Annotated in this window: 20 protein-coding genes and 1 tRNA gene; 5 read left to right on the top strand and 16 right to left on the bottom strand. The window is 70.2% G+C overall.

Going from position 1 to position 19,123, the window contains the following annotated elements; translation table 11 throughout:
* Position 1: 1 nt before the first annotated feature.
* From EES42_RS08590 to EES42_RS08615, 6 genes are all read right to left on the bottom strand, one after another.
* Positions 2-808 (bottom strand): hypothetical protein, encoded by an 807-nt coding sequence (locus EES42_RS08590; RefSeq protein ID WP_241196321.1) that lies wholly within the window; start codon positions 806-808, stop codon positions 2-4.
* A gap of 184 nt (positions 809-992) precedes the next feature.
* Positions 993-1,757, bottom strand: a complete 765-nt coding sequence (locus tag EES42_RS46060) for a hypothetical protein (protein WP_241196322.1) — start codon at positions 1,755-1,757, stop codon at positions 993-995.
* Positions 1,754-2,185: a hypothetical protein gene (locus EES42_RS08600; RefSeq protein ID WP_124717558.1), complete on the bottom strand. Its 432-nt coding sequence runs from the start codon at positions 2,183-2,185 to the stop codon at positions 1,754-1,756. The genes EES42_RS46060 and EES42_RS08600 overlap by 4 nt, the downstream gene beginning before the upstream one ends.
* Positions 2,178-2,558, bottom strand: coding sequence for a hypothetical protein (locus EES42_RS08605; RefSeq protein WP_124717559.1), 381 nt, complete (start codon positions 2,556-2,558; stop codon positions 2,178-2,180). The genes EES42_RS08600 and EES42_RS08605 overlap by 8 nt, the downstream gene beginning before the upstream one ends.
* Positions 2,555-2,908, bottom strand: coding sequence for a hypothetical protein (locus EES42_RS08610; RefSeq protein WP_124717560.1), 354 nt, complete (start codon positions 2,906-2,908; stop codon positions 2,555-2,557). The genes EES42_RS08605 and EES42_RS08610 overlap by 4 nt, the downstream gene beginning before the upstream one ends.
* A gap of 84 nt (positions 2,909-2,992) precedes the next feature.
* Positions 2,993-3,262: a MerR family transcriptional regulator gene (locus EES42_RS08615; protein WP_124717561.1), complete on the bottom strand. Its 270-nt coding sequence runs from the start codon at positions 3,260-3,262 to the stop codon at positions 2,993-2,995.
* Positions 3,263-3,808: 546 nt separating this feature from the next.
* Here EES42_RS08615 and EES42_RS08625 point away from each other — a divergent pair.
* On the top strand, positions 3,809-4,213 hold the full coding sequence (locus tag EES42_RS08625; RefSeq protein WP_124717563.1) for a hypothetical protein: 405 nt from the start codon (positions 3,809-3,811) through the stop codon (positions 4,211-4,213).
* A gap of 423 nt (positions 4,214-4,636) precedes the next feature.
* Here EES42_RS08625 and EES42_RS08630 read toward each other — a convergent pair whose 3' ends face one another.
* The 4 genes from EES42_RS08630 to EES42_RS08645 form a co-directional block, all read right to left on the bottom strand.
* Positions 4,637-5,893 carry a tyrosine-type recombinase/integrase gene (locus tag EES42_RS08630; protein ID WP_124717564.1) on the bottom strand — a complete coding sequence of 419 codons (1,257 nt, stop codon included), beginning with the start codon at positions 5,891-5,893 and terminating at the stop codon, positions 4,637-4,639.
* Between the two features lie 110 nt (positions 5,894-6,003).
* A tRNA-His gene (locus EES42_RS08635) sits at positions 6,004-6,076 on the bottom strand.
* A 126-nt stretch (positions 6,077-6,202) separates the two neighbouring features.
* Positions 6,203-6,805 (bottom strand): oligoribonuclease, encoded by a 603-nt coding sequence (gene orn / locus EES42_RS08640; protein WP_124717565.1) that lies wholly within the window; start codon positions 6,803-6,805, stop codon positions 6,203-6,205.
* Between the two features lie 9 nt (positions 6,806-6,814).
* Positions 6,815-8,050: a helix-turn-helix domain-containing protein gene (locus EES42_RS08645; RefSeq protein ID WP_124717566.1), complete on the bottom strand. Its 1,236-nt coding sequence runs from the start codon at positions 8,048-8,050 to the stop codon at positions 6,815-6,817.
* 949 nt (positions 8,051-8,999) lie between these two features.
* On the opposite strand from EES42_RS08645, the gene EES42_RS08650 reads away from it, so the two are divergent.
* Positions 9,000-9,521 (top strand): universal stress protein, encoded by a 522-nt coding sequence (locus tag EES42_RS08650; RefSeq protein WP_093548508.1) that lies wholly within the window; start codon positions 9,000-9,002, stop codon positions 9,519-9,521.
* 374 nt (positions 9,522-9,895) lie between these two features.
* Here EES42_RS08650 and glmS read toward each other — a convergent pair whose 3' ends face one another.
* The 3 genes from glmS to EES42_RS08665 all read right to left on the bottom strand — a co-directional run bounded on the left by glmS (position 9,896) and on the right by EES42_RS08665 (position 13,063).
* On the bottom strand, positions 9,896-11,725 hold the full coding sequence (gene glmS / locus EES42_RS08655; RefSeq protein ID WP_124717567.1) for a glutamine--fructose-6-phosphate transaminase (isomerizing): 1,830 nt from the start codon (positions 11,723-11,725) through the stop codon (positions 9,896-9,898).
* 58 nt (positions 11,726-11,783) lie between these two features.
* Positions 11,784-12,059 (bottom strand): hypothetical protein, encoded by a 276-nt coding sequence (locus tag EES42_RS08660; protein WP_072489218.1) that lies wholly within the window; start codon positions 12,057-12,059, stop codon positions 11,784-11,786.
* A 110-nt stretch (positions 12,060-12,169) separates the two neighbouring features.
* Positions 12,170-13,063 (bottom strand): DUF4429 domain-containing protein, encoded by an 894-nt coding sequence (locus EES42_RS08665; RefSeq protein WP_124717568.1) that lies wholly within the window; start codon positions 13,061-13,063, stop codon positions 12,170-12,172.
* Positions 13,064-13,199: 136 nt separating this feature from the next.
* Here EES42_RS08665 and EES42_RS08670 point away from each other — a divergent pair, with 136 nt between their 5' ends.
* Positions 13,200-14,828: a beta-N-acetylhexosaminidase gene (locus tag EES42_RS08670; protein WP_241196323.1), complete on the top strand. Its 1,629-nt coding sequence runs from the start codon at positions 13,200-13,202 to the stop codon at positions 14,826-14,828.
* 91 nt (positions 14,829-14,919) lie between these two features.
* On the opposite strand, the gene EES42_RS08675 is transcribed toward EES42_RS08670, so the two are convergent.
* From EES42_RS08675 to EES42_RS08685, 3 genes are all read right to left on the bottom strand, one after another.
* Positions 14,920-15,279, bottom strand: coding sequence for a hypothetical protein (locus EES42_RS08675; RefSeq protein ID WP_124717569.1), 360 nt, complete (start codon positions 15,277-15,279; stop codon positions 14,920-14,922).
* Positions 15,276-15,917, bottom strand: coding sequence for a GNAT family N-acetyltransferase (locus EES42_RS08680; protein ID WP_206433418.1), 642 nt, complete (start codon positions 15,915-15,917; stop codon positions 15,276-15,278). Before EES42_RS08680 ends, EES42_RS08675 begins: the two co-directional genes overlap by 4 nt.
* Before the next feature lie 84 nt (positions 15,918-16,001).
* Entirely contained in the window at positions 16,002-16,457 is a 456-nt protein-coding gene (locus EES42_RS08685; RefSeq protein WP_124717570.1) for a MarR family winged helix-turn-helix transcriptional regulator, read from the bottom strand.
* Between the two features lie 159 nt (positions 16,458-16,616).
* Here EES42_RS08685 and EES42_RS08690 point away from each other — a divergent pair, with 159 nt between their 5' ends.
* Positions 16,617-18,065, top strand: coding sequence for an MFS transporter (locus tag EES42_RS08690; protein ID WP_124717571.1), 1,449 nt, complete (start codon positions 16,617-16,619; stop codon positions 18,063-18,065).
* Positions 18,066-18,299: 234 nt separating this feature from the next.
* Positions 18,300-19,067, top strand: coding sequence for a hypothetical protein (locus EES42_RS08695; RefSeq protein WP_124717572.1), 768 nt, complete (start codon positions 18,300-18,302; stop codon positions 19,065-19,067).
* Positions 19,068-19,123 lie beyond the last annotated feature (56 nt).

Below are 19,123 nucleotides of genomic sequence, written 5' to 3' on the forward strand. Positions count from 1 at the left end.
ATCAGGCTGCCTTTCGTTCAGGGGATCCCGGCGCCCAGTCGGGCAGGATCGTCGGGTACGCGCTCGGCGCGTTGTGGAGATAGCGAGCGGTCCGCGTAGCGGCGAGGAACGCCCGGAACTGCTCGCGGCCGGACGGAACTTCGATCAGCCGATGCGAACGCCGCCGCAGATTCAGCAGCCCGGTACGGCGCACCTTGAACGCCGGCCCATCGGTGTCGTCCGGCAGCAGCAACACCGGGGCGTGCCGCAGCGCAGCGAGCTGCAGCGGCTGCTCGCCGTAGACGACCGTGTCGGGCTTCTTCGCGGACGTCTTGTAGTCGATGAGCCACAACTGCCGGCGCCCGTGCGGGCCGGTCGGCAGCCACACCCACAGATCGCCGGTACCGGCGTACCCGTAGCGGCGGTGCAGCACGGTCGTCTCGATCGCCTCAACGTCACGGTCGAAATCGACGCGCCACAGCCGGAACCAGCGGGCGAGCTCGATCGCGTACGGCTCGACTTCCGGGTCGGCCGGGTACGGGGTGTTCAGGACGAGCGACATCGCCCGCTCATGCACGCGGGTGCCGAGATCTTTCGCACGGTCCGCGTTCCCGGTCGGCAGCGCGACAAGCTCGCGGCGCAGCCGGGTCGGCTCGGTGCGGGCGCGACGGGCGGTGGTGATCGGGTCGCCGATGACATGGTCGGCGACGAGCCCGGCGCCCCACGGGACGAGCGCCGGTTTCGCGATGCTGCCGAGCGCGTTCGTGACGCTGATCAGGTCGGGGCCCCCGGCGGGGTCGCGGTAGTAGCGACCCCGCTCGGTTGCCACAGCGTGGCGAGGATCAGTCACCGTGCGCCGCCCGTCATCGCTCGACCGTTCCGCGCGCCGGCGAGGAATGCGGCCACCTTTGACGCCGGACGCCCGGCACGAGTGGACTCGCCCTGATGCGGCGCGCTGCCGCGGGTGTCCTTCTCTGCGGGGTCGGGCGTTGCTGCGGTGTGCGTGGCGTCGCTCATGCCGACTCACCGCCCTCGGCGTCGACATGCGCGTCGGCGTTCAGCAGCTCGATCAGGTACGCGGCAACGGCTGCCGAGTCGGTCTCGATCTGCGGCCAGGGGCAGCAGCCGTAGATGCCTTCGTCATCACGCGTGGGCCCGCTGGGATGGTCAGCGAGCACGTGGTGCTCGTCGTCGCTGCCCTCGGTGGTGCATACCGGAGCAACCCCGGTCGGCGACTCGCTATCGGTGATGATGGTGCGCCACATCGGGCGGGTCTCACCGGTCTCGGCGAGCAGCAGCTCGCGCACCTCCTGCCGCGCAGCGACGAGCGGCGACCGGTGCAGCGCCACCCAATAGGCCTGCATGCGGTCACGGCACGGCACGCAGATCACGGGCGCTTTGCGGTCGCGCGTGCCGAGCCGCACGAACTTGACGTCGGGGGCGCCGAGCTTGGTCGGGCACGTCGCGCACTGCTCGGGCACAACCCACCGAAGTACCGGCCGGAGAAACCACACGTCGCAGGGGACATCGAAGTGTGCGAACCGGGCCCTGATCAGCCGGCCGTCGTCGTCGAGCTGCTGCCCGGACTGCTCGACGATCGGGCCGAGCAGCCGGTACGCGTCGCTCTCGCTGAGCGTGTCGCCGTCGGTGTCGAGCTGCCCGCTTACGATCCAGCGCTCGCCGTCCCGAGCGATCTCCCAGTAATTCACCGGGGGCACCCACGCGGGGGCGTCACCCATCAACGCGGCCAGCGCCGCGGCGGCAGTCGATGCAGTCATGCGGCAGCACCACCATTCAGCGCCTCGCGCGCGGCGTCGGCCTTGACCGACTGCCACGCCCGCCACGCGCACGCAGCCCAGTGACCGACCGGCAGCGCTCGCGCCCCGTTCGCCATGAGCTGCTCGGCGAGGTCGAGGCCACGCTCGCCGTACAACGGCGTCCACTTCGACGCCCGCTCGGCAAGGTCCGCGACGAGTTCCTCGTACGGCTGCCGGTGCTCGGGCAGCAGCGCCCGCTCTTCCGGGTCCAGCTCGGCGAGCGCGACGAGCCGCTCGAACAGGTCGCTCTCGCGGTCCGTCGACAGCAGAGCGTCGAGGACGTCCTCGATCACGGTCTGCGCGAACGCGTCGAGAACGAGCCGGCTGCCGCCGGGGATCGCCCGCACCCGAACCGGGATCGGGGCCGAAATCGTCTTCTCATCAGGCATGGTGGGCTCCCTTCGGGCCGTAGACCTTTGCGAGCAGTGCGGGGACGCCGATACCGATCAGCCGGGCGCGCACACCGTCGAGCTCGAACCGGCAGACCGTCGCCGGCCCGACGTTCGTCATCCGGCGGACGTCGATGCCGAGCTCGGTCGTCCAGCGGGCCCAGTCGGTGAGCGACCGGGGGTGTACGACGAGCTGCACCTCGCCACCTGCGGCGCTCGCTGCGGGCGGGGTCGGCATCTCCTCGAACCGGGCCGGCGCGGTGTCGGCGATGGTCTTCGCCTTGCGGCACTGCGCGGCGAGGGCGACGGCGGCCGGAGACGGGGCGGGACGGTTGCGGCCGGGGGCCGCGAACGGGTCGGTGAGCGTAGTCACTTGGCCACCGCCCCACGGATCTCGGCGAGGACGTCCTCACCGGACACGACCGGCACGTGCACCCGGATCCGGACCGTCGAACCGTTCAGGCGCACCGGGGTCTCGGTGTGCAGCGTCCACAGCGACGCACCACTGATCTCGACGCCGCGACGCACCTCGCCGCCGAGGTGGTACAGCCACTGGCCGAGGTCGTCGACGTCGGCGACGGTGATGTGCACAGCGTCCGGCCGGGCGACCAACGTCGGCGCCGGAAGCGCGAAGTTGTCGACGACGACCTGCACGGCGAGACGGTTGTCACTGGTCACGGCGTAGGTGTCGGGCGGGGGAGTTTCGATAGGCTGAGCGCGCATGGCGATCGGCCCTTTCTCGTGAGTGGGGTTGGTCGTCCGGGGTCGCTCGGGCCGGGAAGTCGGAGCGGCCCCGTCTTGCGTTGATCAGGCGGACCGAAGAGCGCCGCGCGAGGGCAACGGCTTCAGGTGCGCCATCGGGTGAGCGCCGGAGGCCGGCGCGGCAACGACGGCCAGAGGGCCTGTCGTTGGTTCGTGGTGGTGCATCTGATCGATGCGCTCCAAGTCCGCGTCCGTGAAGGTCACGGCGCGGCCCTTCTTCGAGTGCGGCAGCTGGCGGATGTTGCGCCGAAGCCACCGTTCCTCGACGCGCAGCGCCTCTGCGGCTTCGGCGTACTTGTACCGGCGGGTCGTCATGCTGACTCCGCCTTGGGCACGGCGGTAAGGGTGACGCTCCGGCCGACCGGAGCGAAAAGGATCAGGAGGTCTACTCCGAGTCCCTCGACGATGGAATGGGCGGCAGTGTCTTGGACCGCCTGCTGAGCCCCCGTCAGCAGGGCTCCGATGGTGCTGCGGGGTACTCCGGTCAGTGCCGAAAGTTCTCGCACGCTGACCGCGGCGCCGGTCCCGGTGCGCTTCATGAGGGTCCGGAGAAGGCTCGGATCGACGAGTTTGTACAGGGAGGCGTGAGTAGTCACATCCACCTCGTGCAGTAGGTCATTGCATTGCTTGGATAGGTGAAGCATTGCATAGCTTGGACGAAGCGTCCAGCGTCTTGGGTATGAGCCTCAATTTCGTCAAATGGGCCGTGCGCTCTGGCGCGCGCCGTGTCATTGCATGGACACTCTGTCCAGCGCACGGGATGGGGGCCTTGCGTCACCAGGGGGGATGTACTGAATGCCTCGCTGGCCCCATGGACACCCCACGGCCCATGAATAGACACGGAGTGGCAGGATGAGCCTCATGGCTGCTGAAAAGGACGCGCCCGCGCCCGGCGGGCGGGCCCAGCTCAGAAACCTCGTACGCGAGCGGAAAGCTGCACTCGGGCTCAGCTTCGACAAGTTGGCCCAGCGCTGCATTGATCCCGAGACCGGTGAGCAGACGATCAAGGCGAGCTGGCTTCACCGGCTGGCCACCGATCTCCCTGTCCAAGCCCCGGATCTTCCGCAGCTGCGCGCACTCGCCGTCGGCCTTCAGGTCCCCCTCTACCGAGTGCAGGACGCGGCCGGCGCCGAGTTCTTTGGTATCGACACGGAGTGGTCGGCGTCCGGGGATGCGCGCGCCTTCCTTGAAGGTGCGGACAGGCTTACGGCTGAGCAGCGCGAGCAGATTCGGCGACTGATGGACACGATGGCGCCGCCGGAGTAGCGCCCCGGCATATTCCGTTGGCCATCGCCTGTACGGTGTGTAGTTTCCGTGTGCGCACCGTAGTCAAGATCCTTGCGGAGTGGCAGCATGGGCTCTTCCGCCTGGGGGCGCAGAGTTCGATAGCCTGCCCATGCCCTTCGATTCGAACATACGAGCGAAGAGCGGGCCACGCACTGGGGGTCAGATGGCTGACACGCAAGGATCGGCGAGCGCACGATTTGAGATCGTCCCGGACGCGGACATGCCCACCGGGCGCGATGTCTTGCCCGTGGAAAGACGCGGCGAGATCACCTGGTTCGTACGAGAGGGGCACATGAGCCTGTCACTCTGCGCCGAAATCAACCGGGCCCTCACCCAGGTCACCCGCACTGGCCGGTGGAAGCAGGATTGGGACGGCCCCGACGGACCGCCCCAGCCCTCCCGCTAGGCGGACTGCACGGACCGGAGACCAGCCCGCGGGGCCGGTACGCCCATCGCGGCCTCGACGGCGGCCGTAATGTCGTCGTCGAGGGCACGCACCAAATGCCCGTACCGGTCCACAGTCGTCTGAATGCTTTCGTGGCCGAGCCGGAGCTGAATCGCGGGCAGCGGGACGTTCGCCCCGATCAGCCAGGCAACGTGAGTGTGCCGCAGGTCATGAATCCGCGGGCTCTTCGGCAGGCCCTTCGTGACTGCCGCCTCCACGGCTGGCTTCCACTTCCGGTTGTAGAAGTTCGCATGCCTCCACTCGCCGCCCATCTTCGCGTGGAACACGAAGTCCTCGGGACGGCGGCCGGCCACCAGCCGACGCGCCATGTCGACCTGGACGGGGGAGAGAGCGATCAGGCGCCGCGCCTTCTTCGTCTTCGGCGGCCCGAGGTAGAACGCGCCGCCGCTGCTCCCCTTCTCGGCCTTCTTCCATGCCCGCTGGATCGATGCTGTGGGGCGGTCGGAGGCGAGGTTGATGTCTCGGACCTGGAGGGCGGTGGCCTCGCCCCAGCGCATTCCGGTGCCGACAAGCCAGTCAGCGAGGGCTCGCGCGTCCGGGTCGGTGATCTCGGCAGCGATCCGCTGGTACTCGTCCCGCTCCAGGAACGTCATTTCCTCCTCGGTGTGATCGTCGACACGGGGGAGCCGTGTCCGCTTGCAGCAGTTCGTGGTGCGGATCTGCGGCGTCGCGTCGATCGCGGCCTGCACGATGCAGAACAGGAGCCCGTGCCGGTTCGCGATGCTCTTCGGGTCGGCCGGCCGCCGCAGCCACGCGTCGGGCTTCTCCGGGTCCGGCTCGCCCTTCTCTTCTGCGCGTACCCAGTCGCTGATGTCGTCCTGGACCAGGTTGCCGATGGTGGCCAGGTGCTCGCGCCCGGCTGCGTCGGTGTGCCGGAGTAGGGAAAGGTGGATGCGCAGGTCTCGGCGGTAGTCCTCGCGGGTCCGCTCCTCGATGCCGGTGAGGCGGTTGATGTAGCGGGCGGCCCACGTCTCGAACGGCATGTCGCCGGGGATGGCGGGCTCTGCGACGAACCCCTCCCCGCGAACCCAGCCATGGGGCCATTGCCCGCCGTGGGCTTCCACGAGGTCCTTGAACTGCTTGGCGCCGTCGGGGTCGCCGAACTTCTCGGACTGCCACTCGCCGTCTTGGCGCCACTTCACCTGATAGGTGGTGGTGCCGTCCTTCTTGGGCCGTTCCACGATGCTCGCCATGAGGGGACGATACGGCTCGGGTCGGACACCTGTGTTCCCGTGATGTTCCCAAGTCTCTGGGCATGAAGAAGCCCTGACCTGTTTTCACAGGTCAGGGCTTGATCATTCAGGGTGAGTAACGGGACTCGAACCCGCGACATCCTGGACCACAACCAGGTGCTCTACCATCTGAGCTATACCCACCATGCCCGGTCTTTTTCTGACCGGCCGAGAAAAAGTGTACAGGGTCCGAGAGGGTGCTCGCGCCCCAGTTGTTCAGCCGCCGGTCCCGACCCCCGAAAGGGCTATGACCAGCGGCTTCACAGGGTCCTACGGTGCGGGCGGTGCGACGCGGGCCGCGATGGCCTTCGCGCGCTCCGAGTCCGGGCCGGGCTGCGGCACGAAGACCGCCTCACGGTAGTAACGCAGCTCCGTGATGGAGTCACGGATGTCCGCGAGCGCCCGGTGGTTGCCGTTCTTGGCCGGGCTGTTGAAGTACGCCCTCGGGTACCAGCGGCGCGCCAGCTCCTTGATCGAGGAGACATCGACGATCCGGTAGTGCAGGTAGCTCTCCAGGGCCGCCATGTCCCGCGCCAGGAATCCGCGGTCGGTGGAGACCGAGTTCCCGCAGAGCGGGGCCTTGCCGGGCTCCTTCACATGCTCGCGGACGTAGTTCAGCACCTGGGCCTCGGCGTCGGCCAGGGTGGTGCCCCCGGCCAGCTCGTCGAGGAGGCCCGAGGCGGTGTGCATCTGCCGCACCACCTCGGGCATGGTCTCCAGGGCCGCGTCCGGCGGGCGGATCACGATGTCCACCCCTTCACCGAGCACGTTCAGCTCCGAGTCGGTGACCAGTGCGGCCACCTCGATGAGTGCGTCTTCCGTCAACGAGAGCCCGGTCATCTCGCAGTCGATCCACACCATGCGGTCGTTCATGGCCCCACCCTACGGGGCGCTCCGTTGACCCGGCAGGGTCGGGCGCCCGGTCGTGTACGCGTCGGGGCCGGGTTTCCCCTGCTCCGACTGGACCGGGCCGGCCGTCGGCGACGTGATGACATGCGGGCCCGGCGGGGTCGCCGTGGCCGTGGCACGCCGGATCGACGGACTGCCCTGGGCGGGCACGACCGGCTCGATCACCGGGGCCACCGGCTCCGCGCCACCGCCCTGCGGACGGCGGGCCCGGTAGGCGGCCCGGTACGCGGCGGGGGAGGAGCCCAGCTGGCGCCGGAAGTGTCCGCGCAGCGCGACCGGCGAGCGGAAGCCACAACGGCCCGCCACCTCGTCGACCGAGTACTCGGACGTCTCCAGCAGCCGCTGCGCCTGCAGCACCCGCTGAGTGATCAGCCACTGGAGCGGTGCGCTGCCGGTGAGCGAACGGAACCTGCGATCGAAGGTCCGCCTGCTCATGTAGGCGCGCGCGGCCAGCGTCTCCACGTCGAACTGCTCGTGCAGATGCTCCAGTGCCCAGGCCACGACCTCTGCGAGCGGGTCGGAGCCGATCTCCTCAGGTAAAGACCTGTCGAGGTAGCGCTCCTGACCGCCACTGCGCCGCGGCGGCACGACGAGCCGGCGGGCCAGTGCCCCGGCGGCCTCCGTGCCGTGGTCCGTGCGGACTATGTGCAGACAGAGATCGATGCCGGCGGCCGTGCCGGCGGAGGTGAGCACGTCGCCGTCGTCGACGAAGAGCTCACGCGGATCCACGTGGACCGACGGGTAGCGCTTGGCCAGCGTCGGTGCGTACATCCAGTGCGTGGTCGCCGGACGGCCGTCCAGCAGACCGGCGGCGGCGAGCACGAACGCACCCGTGCACAGCCCGACGATGCGGGCGCCCTCCTCGTGGGCGCGGCGCAGCGCCTCCAGCGCCTCGGCGGGCGGCGGCGAGGTGATCGAACGCCAGGCGGGCACCACGACGGTGCCGGCCCTGCTGATCGCCTCCAGCCCGTAGGGCGCGGTGAGTTCGAGTCCCCCGGTGGTCCGCAGCGGCCCTTCTTCCCCGCCACAGACGAGGAGTCGGTAGCGCGGAACTCCCGCGTCCTGGCGGTCGATTCCGAACACGGAGAGCGGGATCGAACTCTCGAAGATGGGGCCGCCGCTGAACAGCAGCACGGCGACGACTTCTCGTCGTCGACGGCCACTGAGCTTCCGTACAGCCTCCGTTGCGGCGGCGGAGTCCTGGCTCATGACGCTAAGCCCCCCTCGGTGTTCGCGTCTCCCTGGTCCTTACGGGCCTGTCGCTCCTGCACTTTTCCCCTCGGTCCTGCACGAGTTCCCCAGACTTCGATGCCCAAGATCGAATCTACTGCGTCCCGTGGTGCCGGCGTGACAAGTTCACCAACCGGCGTTATGTCGACAAGGCAACTTGGCGGGATGCATTCGATCACGAAGCGTTTCATCCGGTGGACGCCCAGGGAAGTGCGCCTGGCGTTCATGGCCCGTCCCCGTCGGGTGGAAGCGTACCGCGCGGTCTCTTCCTGCCTGGTGACAAGGGGGTTGATCGGCCAAATCGGCAAGGTGTCGGTAGGGGTATGAAGTTGGCTGAAAATAGCTGGTTGTGCATGTGTGATTCAGTCATTGAACCGGCGCACAACCCGGGTGATCAACCGCTTCTTTGCGCCCCCTGGGCAGGTCGGACGGCTGATCGTACGGATCGGACCGGTGGCAACCGAATGCGATCGGATTCCGCCGGGCGGGCCGGTGTCCGTCGCCGGCCGGCGGCTCACCGGGAACGGGGCGGGCGGTCCGGAACGGGTGCGGTGCGACGCACGGGGTCGGGTCGCCGCCCCGGGGCCGGCGTCGGGGTGATCATCACTGCGGCGCCGCGCGGGGGGAGCGGAGATCCTCCGGTGTCCCGTACGGGTGACGGATACGGACCCGTCCGGTCACCGAGGGCGGTCGTCCGGGCCCGGCGGCGTCGGTGTACGGCACAAGCGGCATTGCCATCCGGGTCCGCCTCGGGCATGCTCCGTGAAACGTCGCGCGCGCTTTGCGCGGGTCTGGGCAGTGGAGGAGTGGCGCCGTACCCTTGGGGGTAAGGGGTTGGGAAGATGATTCCCGGACACCGCAACACCGCCCGCTGACGCACCTTCCCCAAGTCGCTCTCCTCACGAGGACTCTCTTCGCCGAGACACCGATGGCCGGTCACGAAATCCCCGAACCCGCCGACCGCAAGCAGGTGGCCGACCCCGTGTCGGACCCGCAGACGGTCGAAGAAACACGTCATTCATGCGACCCCGCGTTCCGCCATGGGGTCGTCGTCGGCTTCGACGGCTCGACCTCCAGTGAGCGCGCCCTCGCCTATGCCATCGGGATGGCCCGAAGATCGGGCTCCGGCCTGATCATCGTCCATGTCGCCAATCGGCTGCCGACCACGGTCTGGGCAGGCTGCGAGCCGCCCGTCTTCGTGGATGTGCCCGACCACCGCACCGAGGTGCTCGGCCTGGAGCTCGCCTGCGCGGACTACCTCTCCGAGGTCCCCTGGGTCCTTGTCGAGCGCGGCGGGGACATCTGCCACGAGCTGGAGGAGGTCGGCCGGGAGTACTCGGCCGACGCCATCGTCGTCGGCTCCACGCACGGCATCGTCGGCCGGATCTTCGGCTCGGTGGCGGGGCGCCTCGCGCGGCGCGCACAGCGCCCGGTCGTCGTCATCCCCTGAGCACCAGGCGCCCCGGAAGCCTCTTCCGTCACTCCGGTGGCCCGTTGTGGCGTCCTCGCTCAATGTGGCGTCAAATCGCCTGCAGAAACCGGCATTTGATGTCCGACAGAGGTGAATTGCGTGCTTGTGAAGGGTATATGACAGTCACTCGGATGGCGTTCGGCATCGATCGCACCGGGGTGCACGTGCTGCCGGCCGGGGCGTGACGGCCAGGGCCGGGACAGCGGCCGGGCCGGTGCGCCGGGGCAGCCGCCGGCGGCAGCGGAGCGGCCCCGTACCCGCGGTGGCGGCGGGTACGGGGCCGTTCTGCGGGTACGGGGCCCCCCGGCAGGGGCGCACGCGGGACGGTGCCCGACAGCCGCCGTGCGCGGCGGCTACTCGACAGTGACGGACTTCGCCAGGTTGCGCGGCTTGTCGATGTCACGGCCCATGGCCAGCGCCGTGTGGTAGGCGAAGAGCTGGAGCGGGATGCCCATCAGGATCGGGTCCAGCTCGTTCTCGTTCTTCGGCACGACGATGGTGTGGTCGGCCTTCTCCTGCACCTGGTGGGCGACGGCGAGGATGCGGCCGCTGCGGGCCTTGATCTCCTCCAGCGCGGCGCGGTTCTTCTCCAGCAGATCGTCGTCCGGCACGATCGCGACCGTCGGCATCGCGGGCTCGATCAGCGCCAGCGGCCCGTGCTTCAGCTCGGAGGCCGGGTAGGCCTCGGCGTGGATGTACGAGACCTCCTTGAGCTTCAGCGCGGCCTCACGGGCGACGGGGAAACCGCGCACCCGGCCGATGAACATCATCGACTTGGCGTCCGCGTACTCGGCCGCCATCTTCTTGATCTCGTCCTCGTTCGCCAGGATCTCGCTGATCTGGGCGGGCAGCCTGCGCAGCCCGTCGATGATCCGCTTGCCGTCGGCGACCGACAGGTCCCGGATCCGGCCCAGGTGCAGGGCGAGCAGCGCGAACGCGACGACGGTGTTGGTGAAGCACTTGGTGGAGACGACACAGACCTCGGGGCCGGCGTGGACGTACGTGCCGCCGTCGGCCTCCCGGGCGATCGCCGAACCCACCACGTTGACGACCCCGAGCACCCGGGCGCCCTTGCGCTTGAGCTCCTGGACGGCGGCCAGCACGTCGTACGTCTCACCGGACTGCGAGACCGCGACGTACAGGGTGTCCGGGTCGACGACCGGGTTGCGGTAGCGGAACTCGGAGGCCGGCTCGGCGTCCGCGGGGATACGGGCCAGCTCCTCGATCAGCTGCGCGCCGATCTGGCCCGCGTGGTACGAGGTGCCGCAGCCCAGGATCTTGATCCGTCGGACCCCGCGCGCCTCGCGGGCGTCCAGGTTGAGGCCGCCCAGGTGCACGGTGGCGAAGCGGTCGTCGATCCGGCCGCGCAGCACCCGGTCGACGGCGTCGGCCTGCTCGGAGATCTCCTTGTGCATGTACGTGTCGTGGCCGCCCATGTCGTACGACTCGGCCTCCCACTCCACGGTGGTCGGCGTGGCCGTCGTGGACGAGCCCTCCGTGGTGTACGTACGGAAGTCGTCGGCCTTGAGGGTGGCCATCTCGCCGTCGTCCAGGGTGACGACCTGGCGGGTGTGGGCGACCAGCGCGGCGACGTCCGAGGCGACGAACATCTCCTTCTCGCCGATGCCGAGCACCACCGGGGAGCCGTTGCGGGCGACCACGATGCGGTCGTTGAAGTCGGCGTGCATGACCGCGATGCCGTACGTGCCCTCGACCGAGCGCAGCGCCTCGCGGACCTTCTCCTCCAGGGTGTCCGCCTGGGCGCGGGCGATCAGGTGGACCAGCACTTCGGTGTCGGTCTCGGAGAGGAAGACGACACCGTCGGCGACGAGCTTCGCACGGAGCTCGGAGGCGTTGTCGATGATGCCGTTGTGGACGACGGCGACCTTGTTGTCCGCGTCCAGGTGCGGGTGGGCGTTCTCGTCGCTCGGGGCGCCGTGGGTGGCCCAGCGGGTGTGGGCGATACCGGTGGTGCCGGTGAAACGCTTGGGGACGCGGGCCTCCAGCTCGCGGACCCGCCCCTTCGCCTTGACCATCCGCAGGGCGGCGGGCTTGCCGGCCGACGCCTTGCCGGTGATGACGATGCCCGCGGAGTCGTAACCCCGGTACTCCAGCCGCTGCAGCCCTTCCAGCAGCAGCGGAGCCACATCACGCTTCCCGATATATCCGACGATTCCGCACATGGATTCTCTGCCCCTCCATCGACGTACCTGTGGTGCCCGTTGCCCGGCCGTGGGTTCTTCAGCCGTAGACGATGCGGCGCAGCTGGCGGAGCGAGAGCTCCGGCGGCGCGACCGCCCGGTGCGGCAGCTCGGCCGCGATCCGTTCGAAGATCTCCGCGTTGACCAGGCCGCCGGACTGCAGTTCGCGGTGGCGGCGGCGGACGAAGTCGTCGGTCGTCTCGTCGAAGTACGCCAGCACGTCGAGGATCACCCGGGCGGCTTCACCGCGCTGGAGCGCGGTGCTGCGCACCAGGTGATCGATGAGGTCGTCATGCGACGGGCGGCGTTCGAGCACTCGTTGATATTGCGGCGGACGGGGCGCTTACGCAACAATTCTGCCCGATATCGGGCAGGGATGCGTGTGATTGCCGTCTCGAAGAGCCTCGAACGGGTCGGGGCGCTGGCTCAGAGGTTCTTGAGGACGGCCTGCTTGGCGGCGGCGAACTCGTCGTCGGTGAGGACTCCGGACCGGTGCAGCTCACCGAGCTCGCGCAGCCGGCGCAGCAGGACGTCGTGATCGTCGGCGGGGGGTGCGGCCGGTGCCGGGGCCGTGGCCTCCGGGGCCGCGATCTGTGCGGGCCCGGCCGTCCTCCCCGCCGCCCCGGGCAGCCGCACCAGCACCGCCGCCGCGACCAGCACCGCCGTGTACTCCTTCTTGGACAGCCCCCACAGGTCCAGCGAGTACAGGTCGTACTCGGCCGCCCGGACCGGAGCCGTCCCGTCGCCCCGTACGAAGCGCAGGTGCCCGTTCTCCAGGCCGATGGCGGGCACCCAGTGCACGCCGGTCACCTCCGACACCGGGAACGAGACCGGGCCGCCGGAGGTCTTGACCTCCTTGGCCTTCCAGTTCCAGGTCAGACGGACGGTCTCCCCGTCGAACGAGGCCGTGCCGTCCCCGCCGCCGCCGGCGACCGGCACCGCGGGCCCCGGCAGCAGGAAGCCGTCCACCGCGTCGGCCGGCACCTGTTCGATCAGCAGGGCGTTGCGCACCTCGTCGGCGAAGTACTCCGCCACCCCGCCGCGGTCCTTCTCCACGGCCAACTGGTAGGGGTCCGCGGCGTCCTTGAGCCTGCCGCCGGCCGCGCGCAGGACCGGGCACGCGCCGTCGCGCAGCCGCAGTCGCAGCCGACCGCCCTTGCGGTCCGGCTCGAAGGAGATGCCCGCCAACGCCCGCAGCGGGACGACGCGTTCACCCAGCCCCTCCCGGAGCGGGTGGATGCCCTTGCCCCTGCCCGGCACGATCCGCACCGATTCGCCGTCGAAGGTCCAGGTGCCGTCGCGCTGGATTATTTCCGCCATGCGGCAGATTCTGCCAGCCCCGTGAACGGAGAAGTGGTCTACACCTTGACCATGCGTGAGACAGGCGATACGCATGGTGATGGTTCGGTTGCTCAGGAGACCCACAGGTGTGAACCCGTCGAAAGGGACCCGGCTCGTGAGACTGCACAGGACACAGCGCACCGCCCTTCCCCGCCTTCTCGGCTCGCTGCTGCTCGTCACGGCGGCCGGGATCGCCGGCGTCGGCGCGGCCCCGGCGAGACCGGCGGTGAACAGCGCCCCGGCCGCCGCCTCCCCCCGTCCGCTGGGTCAGATCGTGCCCGCCCCCGCCGAGGTGAAGCCCGGCGGCTCCGCGTACACCGTCACCGCGGACACCCGGATCCGCGTCGACGGCTCCGCCGAGGCCCGGAAGGTCGGCGACTACCTGGCGGGCGTGCTGCGCCCGTCCACCGGATACCCGCTGCCGGTCACCGGCGACGGCGCCGGCGGCATCCGGCTGCGCGTGGAACCCGGCAACGGCCGACTGGGCGCCGAGGGCTACAGCCTGAAGTCCGCCCGGGGCTCGGTCACCATCACCGCCCGCGGCCCCGCCGGGCTCTTCCACGGAGTCCAGACGCTCCGCCAGCTGCTCCCGGCCGACGTGGAGAAGAAGAGCCCCCAGAAGGGCCCGTGGAAGGTCGCGGGCGGCACGATCACGGACACGCCGCGCTACGCGTACCGGAGCGCGATGCTCGATGTCTCCCGGCACTTCTTCTCCGTCGGCGAGGTCAAGCGCTACATCGACCAGCTCGCCCTCTACAAGCTGAACAAGCTCCATCTGCATCTCTCCGACGACCAGGGCTGGCGGCTCGCCATCGACTCCTGGCCGCGGCTGGCCACGTACGGCGGGCAGACGGAGGTCGGCGGCGGCCCCGGCGGCTACTACACCAAGAGCGACTACAAGGAGATCGTCCGGTACGCGGCCTCCCGCTATCTGGAGGTCGTACCGGAGATCGACCTGCCCGGCCACACCAACGCGGCACTCGCCTCGTACGCGGAGCTGAACTGCGACGGGGTCGCGCCGCCGCTGTACACCGGCACGAATGTCGGCTTCAGCTCGCTCTGCGTGCCGAAGCCCGTCACGTACGACTTCGTGGACGACGTGGTCCGTGAACTGGCCGAGCTCACCCCCGGCAAGTACCTCCACATCGGCGGCGACGAGGCGCACTCCACCAGCCACGAGGACTATGTGGCGTTCATGGACAAGGCACAGGCCATCGTCGGCAAGTACGGCAAGACCGTGGTCGGCTGGCACCAGCTGACCGGGGGTACGCCGGTGAAGGGCGCGGTCGCCCAGTACTGGGGCTACGACAGGACGGGCGACGCCGAGCGCAAGCAGGTCGCGGACGCCGCCGTGAACGGGACGAAGCTGGTGCTGTCCCCGGCCGACCGCAGTTACCTCGACATGAAGTACGACAAGGACACCGTGCTGGGCCTGGCCTGGGCCGGTTACGTCTCGGTGCAGCGCTCCTACGACTGGGACCCGGCGACGTACCTGGCCGGCGCCCCGGCGGATTCGGTCCTGGGCGTCGAGGCGCCGCTCTGGTCGGAGACCCTGACCGACAGCGACGAGGTCGAGCAGATGGCGTTCCCCCGGCTGCCCGGGGTCGCGGAACTCGGCTGGTCGCCCGCGGCCACGCACGACTGGGACACGTACAAGGTGCGGCTGGGGGCACAGGGGCCGAGGTTCTCGGCGCTGGGCATCGACTACTACCGGGCGCCGCAGGTGCCGTGGGCGGCGGAATGAGCTGACCGGGCCCGTCCGGCGACCACGCGCCTCCGGTCGCCGGACGGAACCGGTGCTCGCGCTCCACTCGTCCCCGGCCTGTCGTCGCCGCTCACCAGACCAGCACCCCGCCGCCCACCGACCGGGCCCGCAGTGCGGCCCGGGTGATGTTGGCGAGCCGGTCCGCCACGTAGTCCTCCCGGTAGCCGCTGTGCGCACCGAGCTCCGCCGTGTGCCCGCGCAGCAGTTCGCACTCGGCGAGGAACTCCTCGACGTCCTCCGGCTGCACGTAGAGGTCGTCGTCGGCCAGCCGGGGAAGGAACCGGGCCCCGAGCGCGCGGGCGGGCTCCGAGCCCCAGAGTCTGGTCCGGCTGCTCTCGAACCCGGCCATGTCGCCTCCGTCCTCGGGGTCGTCGAGCAGCCGCAGCTTCCCCCGCTCGTCGTGGACGAAGGTGTGGACCAGCAGCGTCATGCCCCGAACTCCGCCCGGCAGCCGTCGAGTCCCTCGACAGTGACCTCGATGCTCCGGCACTCCTCCCAGCGTGCCCGGTCCAGCCGCAGCCGTTGCAGGGTGACCGGCGCTCCCCGTACGGCGGCGACGCTGGTGCCGTCCGGCAGATAGCCGAGCCGGTGCGAGACGCCCAGCGAGCGCGGGTTGTCGGTCATCGCGGACGACACCGCGGTCCGGGCCCCGAGGCCGGCGAAGGCGAGATGCAGGACGGCGGCCCGCATCTCGGTGCCGATGCCCCGGCCCTGGTGGGCGAGGCCCAGCCACGACCCGGTGCTGACCTGGCCGGTCACGGCGAAGTCCCTCGCCGTCAGGTCCTGCCGCCCGACCACCCTGCCCTCGTACAGCACGGCGAGGCCCAACGCCCAGTCCTGGACCGACCAGTCGGCGACGGTGGACAGCACATGCCGGAACGTCGCCCTGCCGCGCTCCTCGGGCGGTACGTCGGTCCAGGGGATGGTGAACGGCATCTCTTCCGGTGCGTGCACCCCGTCGGCGGCGACCGACGCGAGGTCGTTCAGCAACTCCAGGTCGGGGAGGCGTAGTTCCAGGCGGGGCGTGCGGAGGCGGAGCCCGTACAGGGGCCAGTGCTGTGGCTTCATGGACGGACTCTGCCGCGCGGTGCGGCGCGCTGTCGAACGGATTCCGTCGCATCCCGTCCGATCTCCCGGGCGGCCCGCGAACGGTCAGGGGCGTGGCCAGGGGCGGCCGGCCAGGCGCTCGATGTCGGTGTTGAAGCGCCGCAGGTAGGCGGCGAAGCCGGAGATGTCCTCGTCCGACCAGTTGGTCATGACCCGCTCCAGGGAGTCGACGAGGCCCTCGCGTTCCGCGTCGAGCATGCGGGCGCCCTCGTCGGTGATCCGGAACTTGCGGGCCATGCCGCCCTCGGGGTCCGGGATGCGTTCCACGAGTCCGGCGCGCATGGCCGCCGCGGTCTGCCGGTTGAGGGTGGAGGCGTCGAGCCCGAAGGCGTCGCTGAGCTCACCGATCGACATCGGACCCTGGACGCGGACGCGGCTGAGCAGGATGTAGGCGCTGCGGTCCATCAGGCCGTCCTTGCGCCGCCCGCCCTTGTTCTGCAGGAGGCCGTGGCGGCTGAGGAGCATCTGCTCGTACTCGACCTCGTGTGTGGGCCTGGTCATGCGCCTGCGGCCTCCTGTTGTCGTCCGGGCGTCCCGGCGTGTTTCCGGATGTCGGCCCTCATTCTCCCACAGGTCTATGCAACATACATATAACGTGCTCGATGCATGAAGTGTGTACGATGCATAGTCTTCTTCCGATGCATACCCGAGGAGTCCCGGATGGGCGCGCCCCAGCCAACAACCCGCAGCGGCGGTGTGGTCGCCACGCTGGCCATCGCCGGCACCACGGCGGCGATCATGCAGACCCTGGTCACCCCGCTCATCGCGGAGCTGCCGCAGATCCTGAGCACCACCCCCTCGAACGCGGCGTGGGTGATCACCGTCACCCTGCTGGTGTCCGCCGTCTGCGTGCCCGTCTCCGGCCGTCTGGGCGACATGGTCGGCAAGCGCCGGATGCTGCTCGTGTGCTCCGTGCCGCTGATCGCCGGTTCGGTGGTGTGCGCGCTCTCCTCGTCCGTCGTCCCCATGATCGTCGGCCGCGGTCTGCAGGGCATGGGCATGGGCGTGCTGCCGCTCGGCATCGCCCTGCTGCGTGACGTGGTCCCGGCGGAGAAGCTCAGCTCCTCCATCGCGCTGGTCAGCGCCTCCATGGGCATCGGCGGCGCACTCGGCCTGCCGATCGCCGCGGCGGTCGCCCAGTACACGAACTGGCGGGTGCTGTTCTGGGGCTCGGCCGGCCTGGCCACCGTGGTCGCCGTGCTGATCTGGTTCCTGATCCCCGATGTACCGGCCGGCGCCAAGGGGCAGCGGTTCGACGTGCTCGGTGCGCTCGGCCTCGGGGCGGGCCTGGTCTGCCTGCTGCTCGCGGTCTCCAAGGGCGCCGACTGGGGCTGGGGCTCGGCGACCACGCTCGGCCTGTTCGCCGCCGCCGTCGTGGTGCTGCTCGCCTGGGGCCTGTGGGAGCTGCGTACCCGCGACCCGCTGGTCGACCTGCGCACCACCGCGCGTCCCCGGGTGCTGATGACCAACCTCGCCTCCGTCTTCGTCGGCTTCGGCATGTACGCCAGCATGCTGATCGCGCCGCAGCTGCTCCAGCTCCCCTCCGCCACCGGCTACGGCCTGGGCCAGTCGATGCTCGCGGCGGGCCTGTGGCTGGCGCCCGGCGGGATCATGATGATGATCGTCTCCCCGCTCGGCGGAAAGCTCATCGACGCCCGTGGGCCGAAGTTCACCCTGGTGTGCGGCATCCTGGTCATCGCGGTCGGCTACGGCCTGGCGCTGGTGCTCATGGGCTCCGCGTGGGGCCTGATGGTGGTCGGCATGGTGACCAGCAGCGGTGTCGGCCTGGCGTACGGTGCGATGCCCGCGCTGATCATGGGCTCGGTCCCGCTGTCCGAGACCGCCGCCGCCAACGGCTTCAACACGCTCATGCGCTCGCTCGGTACGTCGATCGGCGCCGCGGTGGTCGGCGTGGTCCTCTCCCAGATGACCGTCTCCATGGGCGGCTACGACCTCACCTCCGAGAACGGCTTCCGTACCGGTCTCATGGTCGGCTGCGGCGTCGCCCTGGTCGCGGCGTTGATCGCCGCCGCCATCCCGGCCGCGCGCCGCGCCGAACCCGGCACCGCCGCCGACGCCGCCGCGGAACAGGCCGCGGTCAAGGCCTGACCTGCCGGGAACGAGGGACCCCTGTCCGGGCGCCCGGACAACATGCGAGCCACGAGCCGACGGCAACGCATCGGCACGCCGGCCCCGTCAACCAGCCACGCACTGCCACTGGTTGACGGGGCCGCTCCGGTTCGTCACGCCGGGATCGGCCGGCAGCACCTCGCCCGGCCCCTTCCCGGTAAGGTGGCAATCTTCGGCCGGCGTCAGCCTCCGGAGCCCTGAAGGCGAACGCCCATGACACACTCCGCGCCGCGCCCCACCCGCCGCCTCGATGCCGCGCTGGACGGCCTCGCGGTCACCTTCCGAGGAATGACCGCCCACCCCGACGAGAACAACTGCGAGTGCCACTGGGGCAGCGCCGAGGAACTCGCCCGGCTCAAGGTGGCGGACCGGGAGCTGGACCCCGACCTGCTGCGCCGCACCTGGAGCGCACCCGACTGGAGCGACCACCCCTCCGTACTGCGTCGGATACTCCCTCAGTTCGCCCGGTCCCTCGTGGCGGGCCACACCGGCCGGTACCGCGACTCGGACGACATCGGCCGCTCGTTCGCCCGTGGCCGCTGGCAGCAGTGGCCCACCGAACAAGCAACAGCGGTACGGGAGTTCCTCGAAGCCTGGTGGGCCGACACGCTCACCGACCCGGCCCCCGTCCTCCCCGCCCACGACCTCTTGGCCCTGATCACCGAGGCGTCCGGTGAACTCCGCCCGTGGCTCGCCCACTGGGAGTCGCAGACCGGCACCACGGCCGACCGGCACCTCGCCGCAGCCGTCGACGACTGGGAGTACGACCTCCTCGGTGACGAACTCCCCTGGGACGCCTGGGACAGCGAGGATCACGGGGGCGAGAAGCGCGCCGAGCTGACGGCCTGGCTGATCAGCCACGCCCGGCCCCGCCTCGTCGCCCACGGCGCACCCGCCGAACTCCTCAACCGGATAAGACTCCTGGGCCTCACCGGCGATGCCCGCTGGGACGACCCCCACTGGCCCGGCTACCACTACTGACCCACCGCGCCGCGCCCCGCGCGACGGACGCGCCGGACGCGGCCGCCGGCCCGGAG

This window comes from Streptomyces sp. ADI95-17, from assembly GCF_003846175.1.
In the GTDB taxonomy this organism is placed as follows: Bacteria; Actinomycetota; Actinomycetes; order Streptomycetales; family Streptomycetaceae; genus Streptomyces; species Streptomyces sanglieri.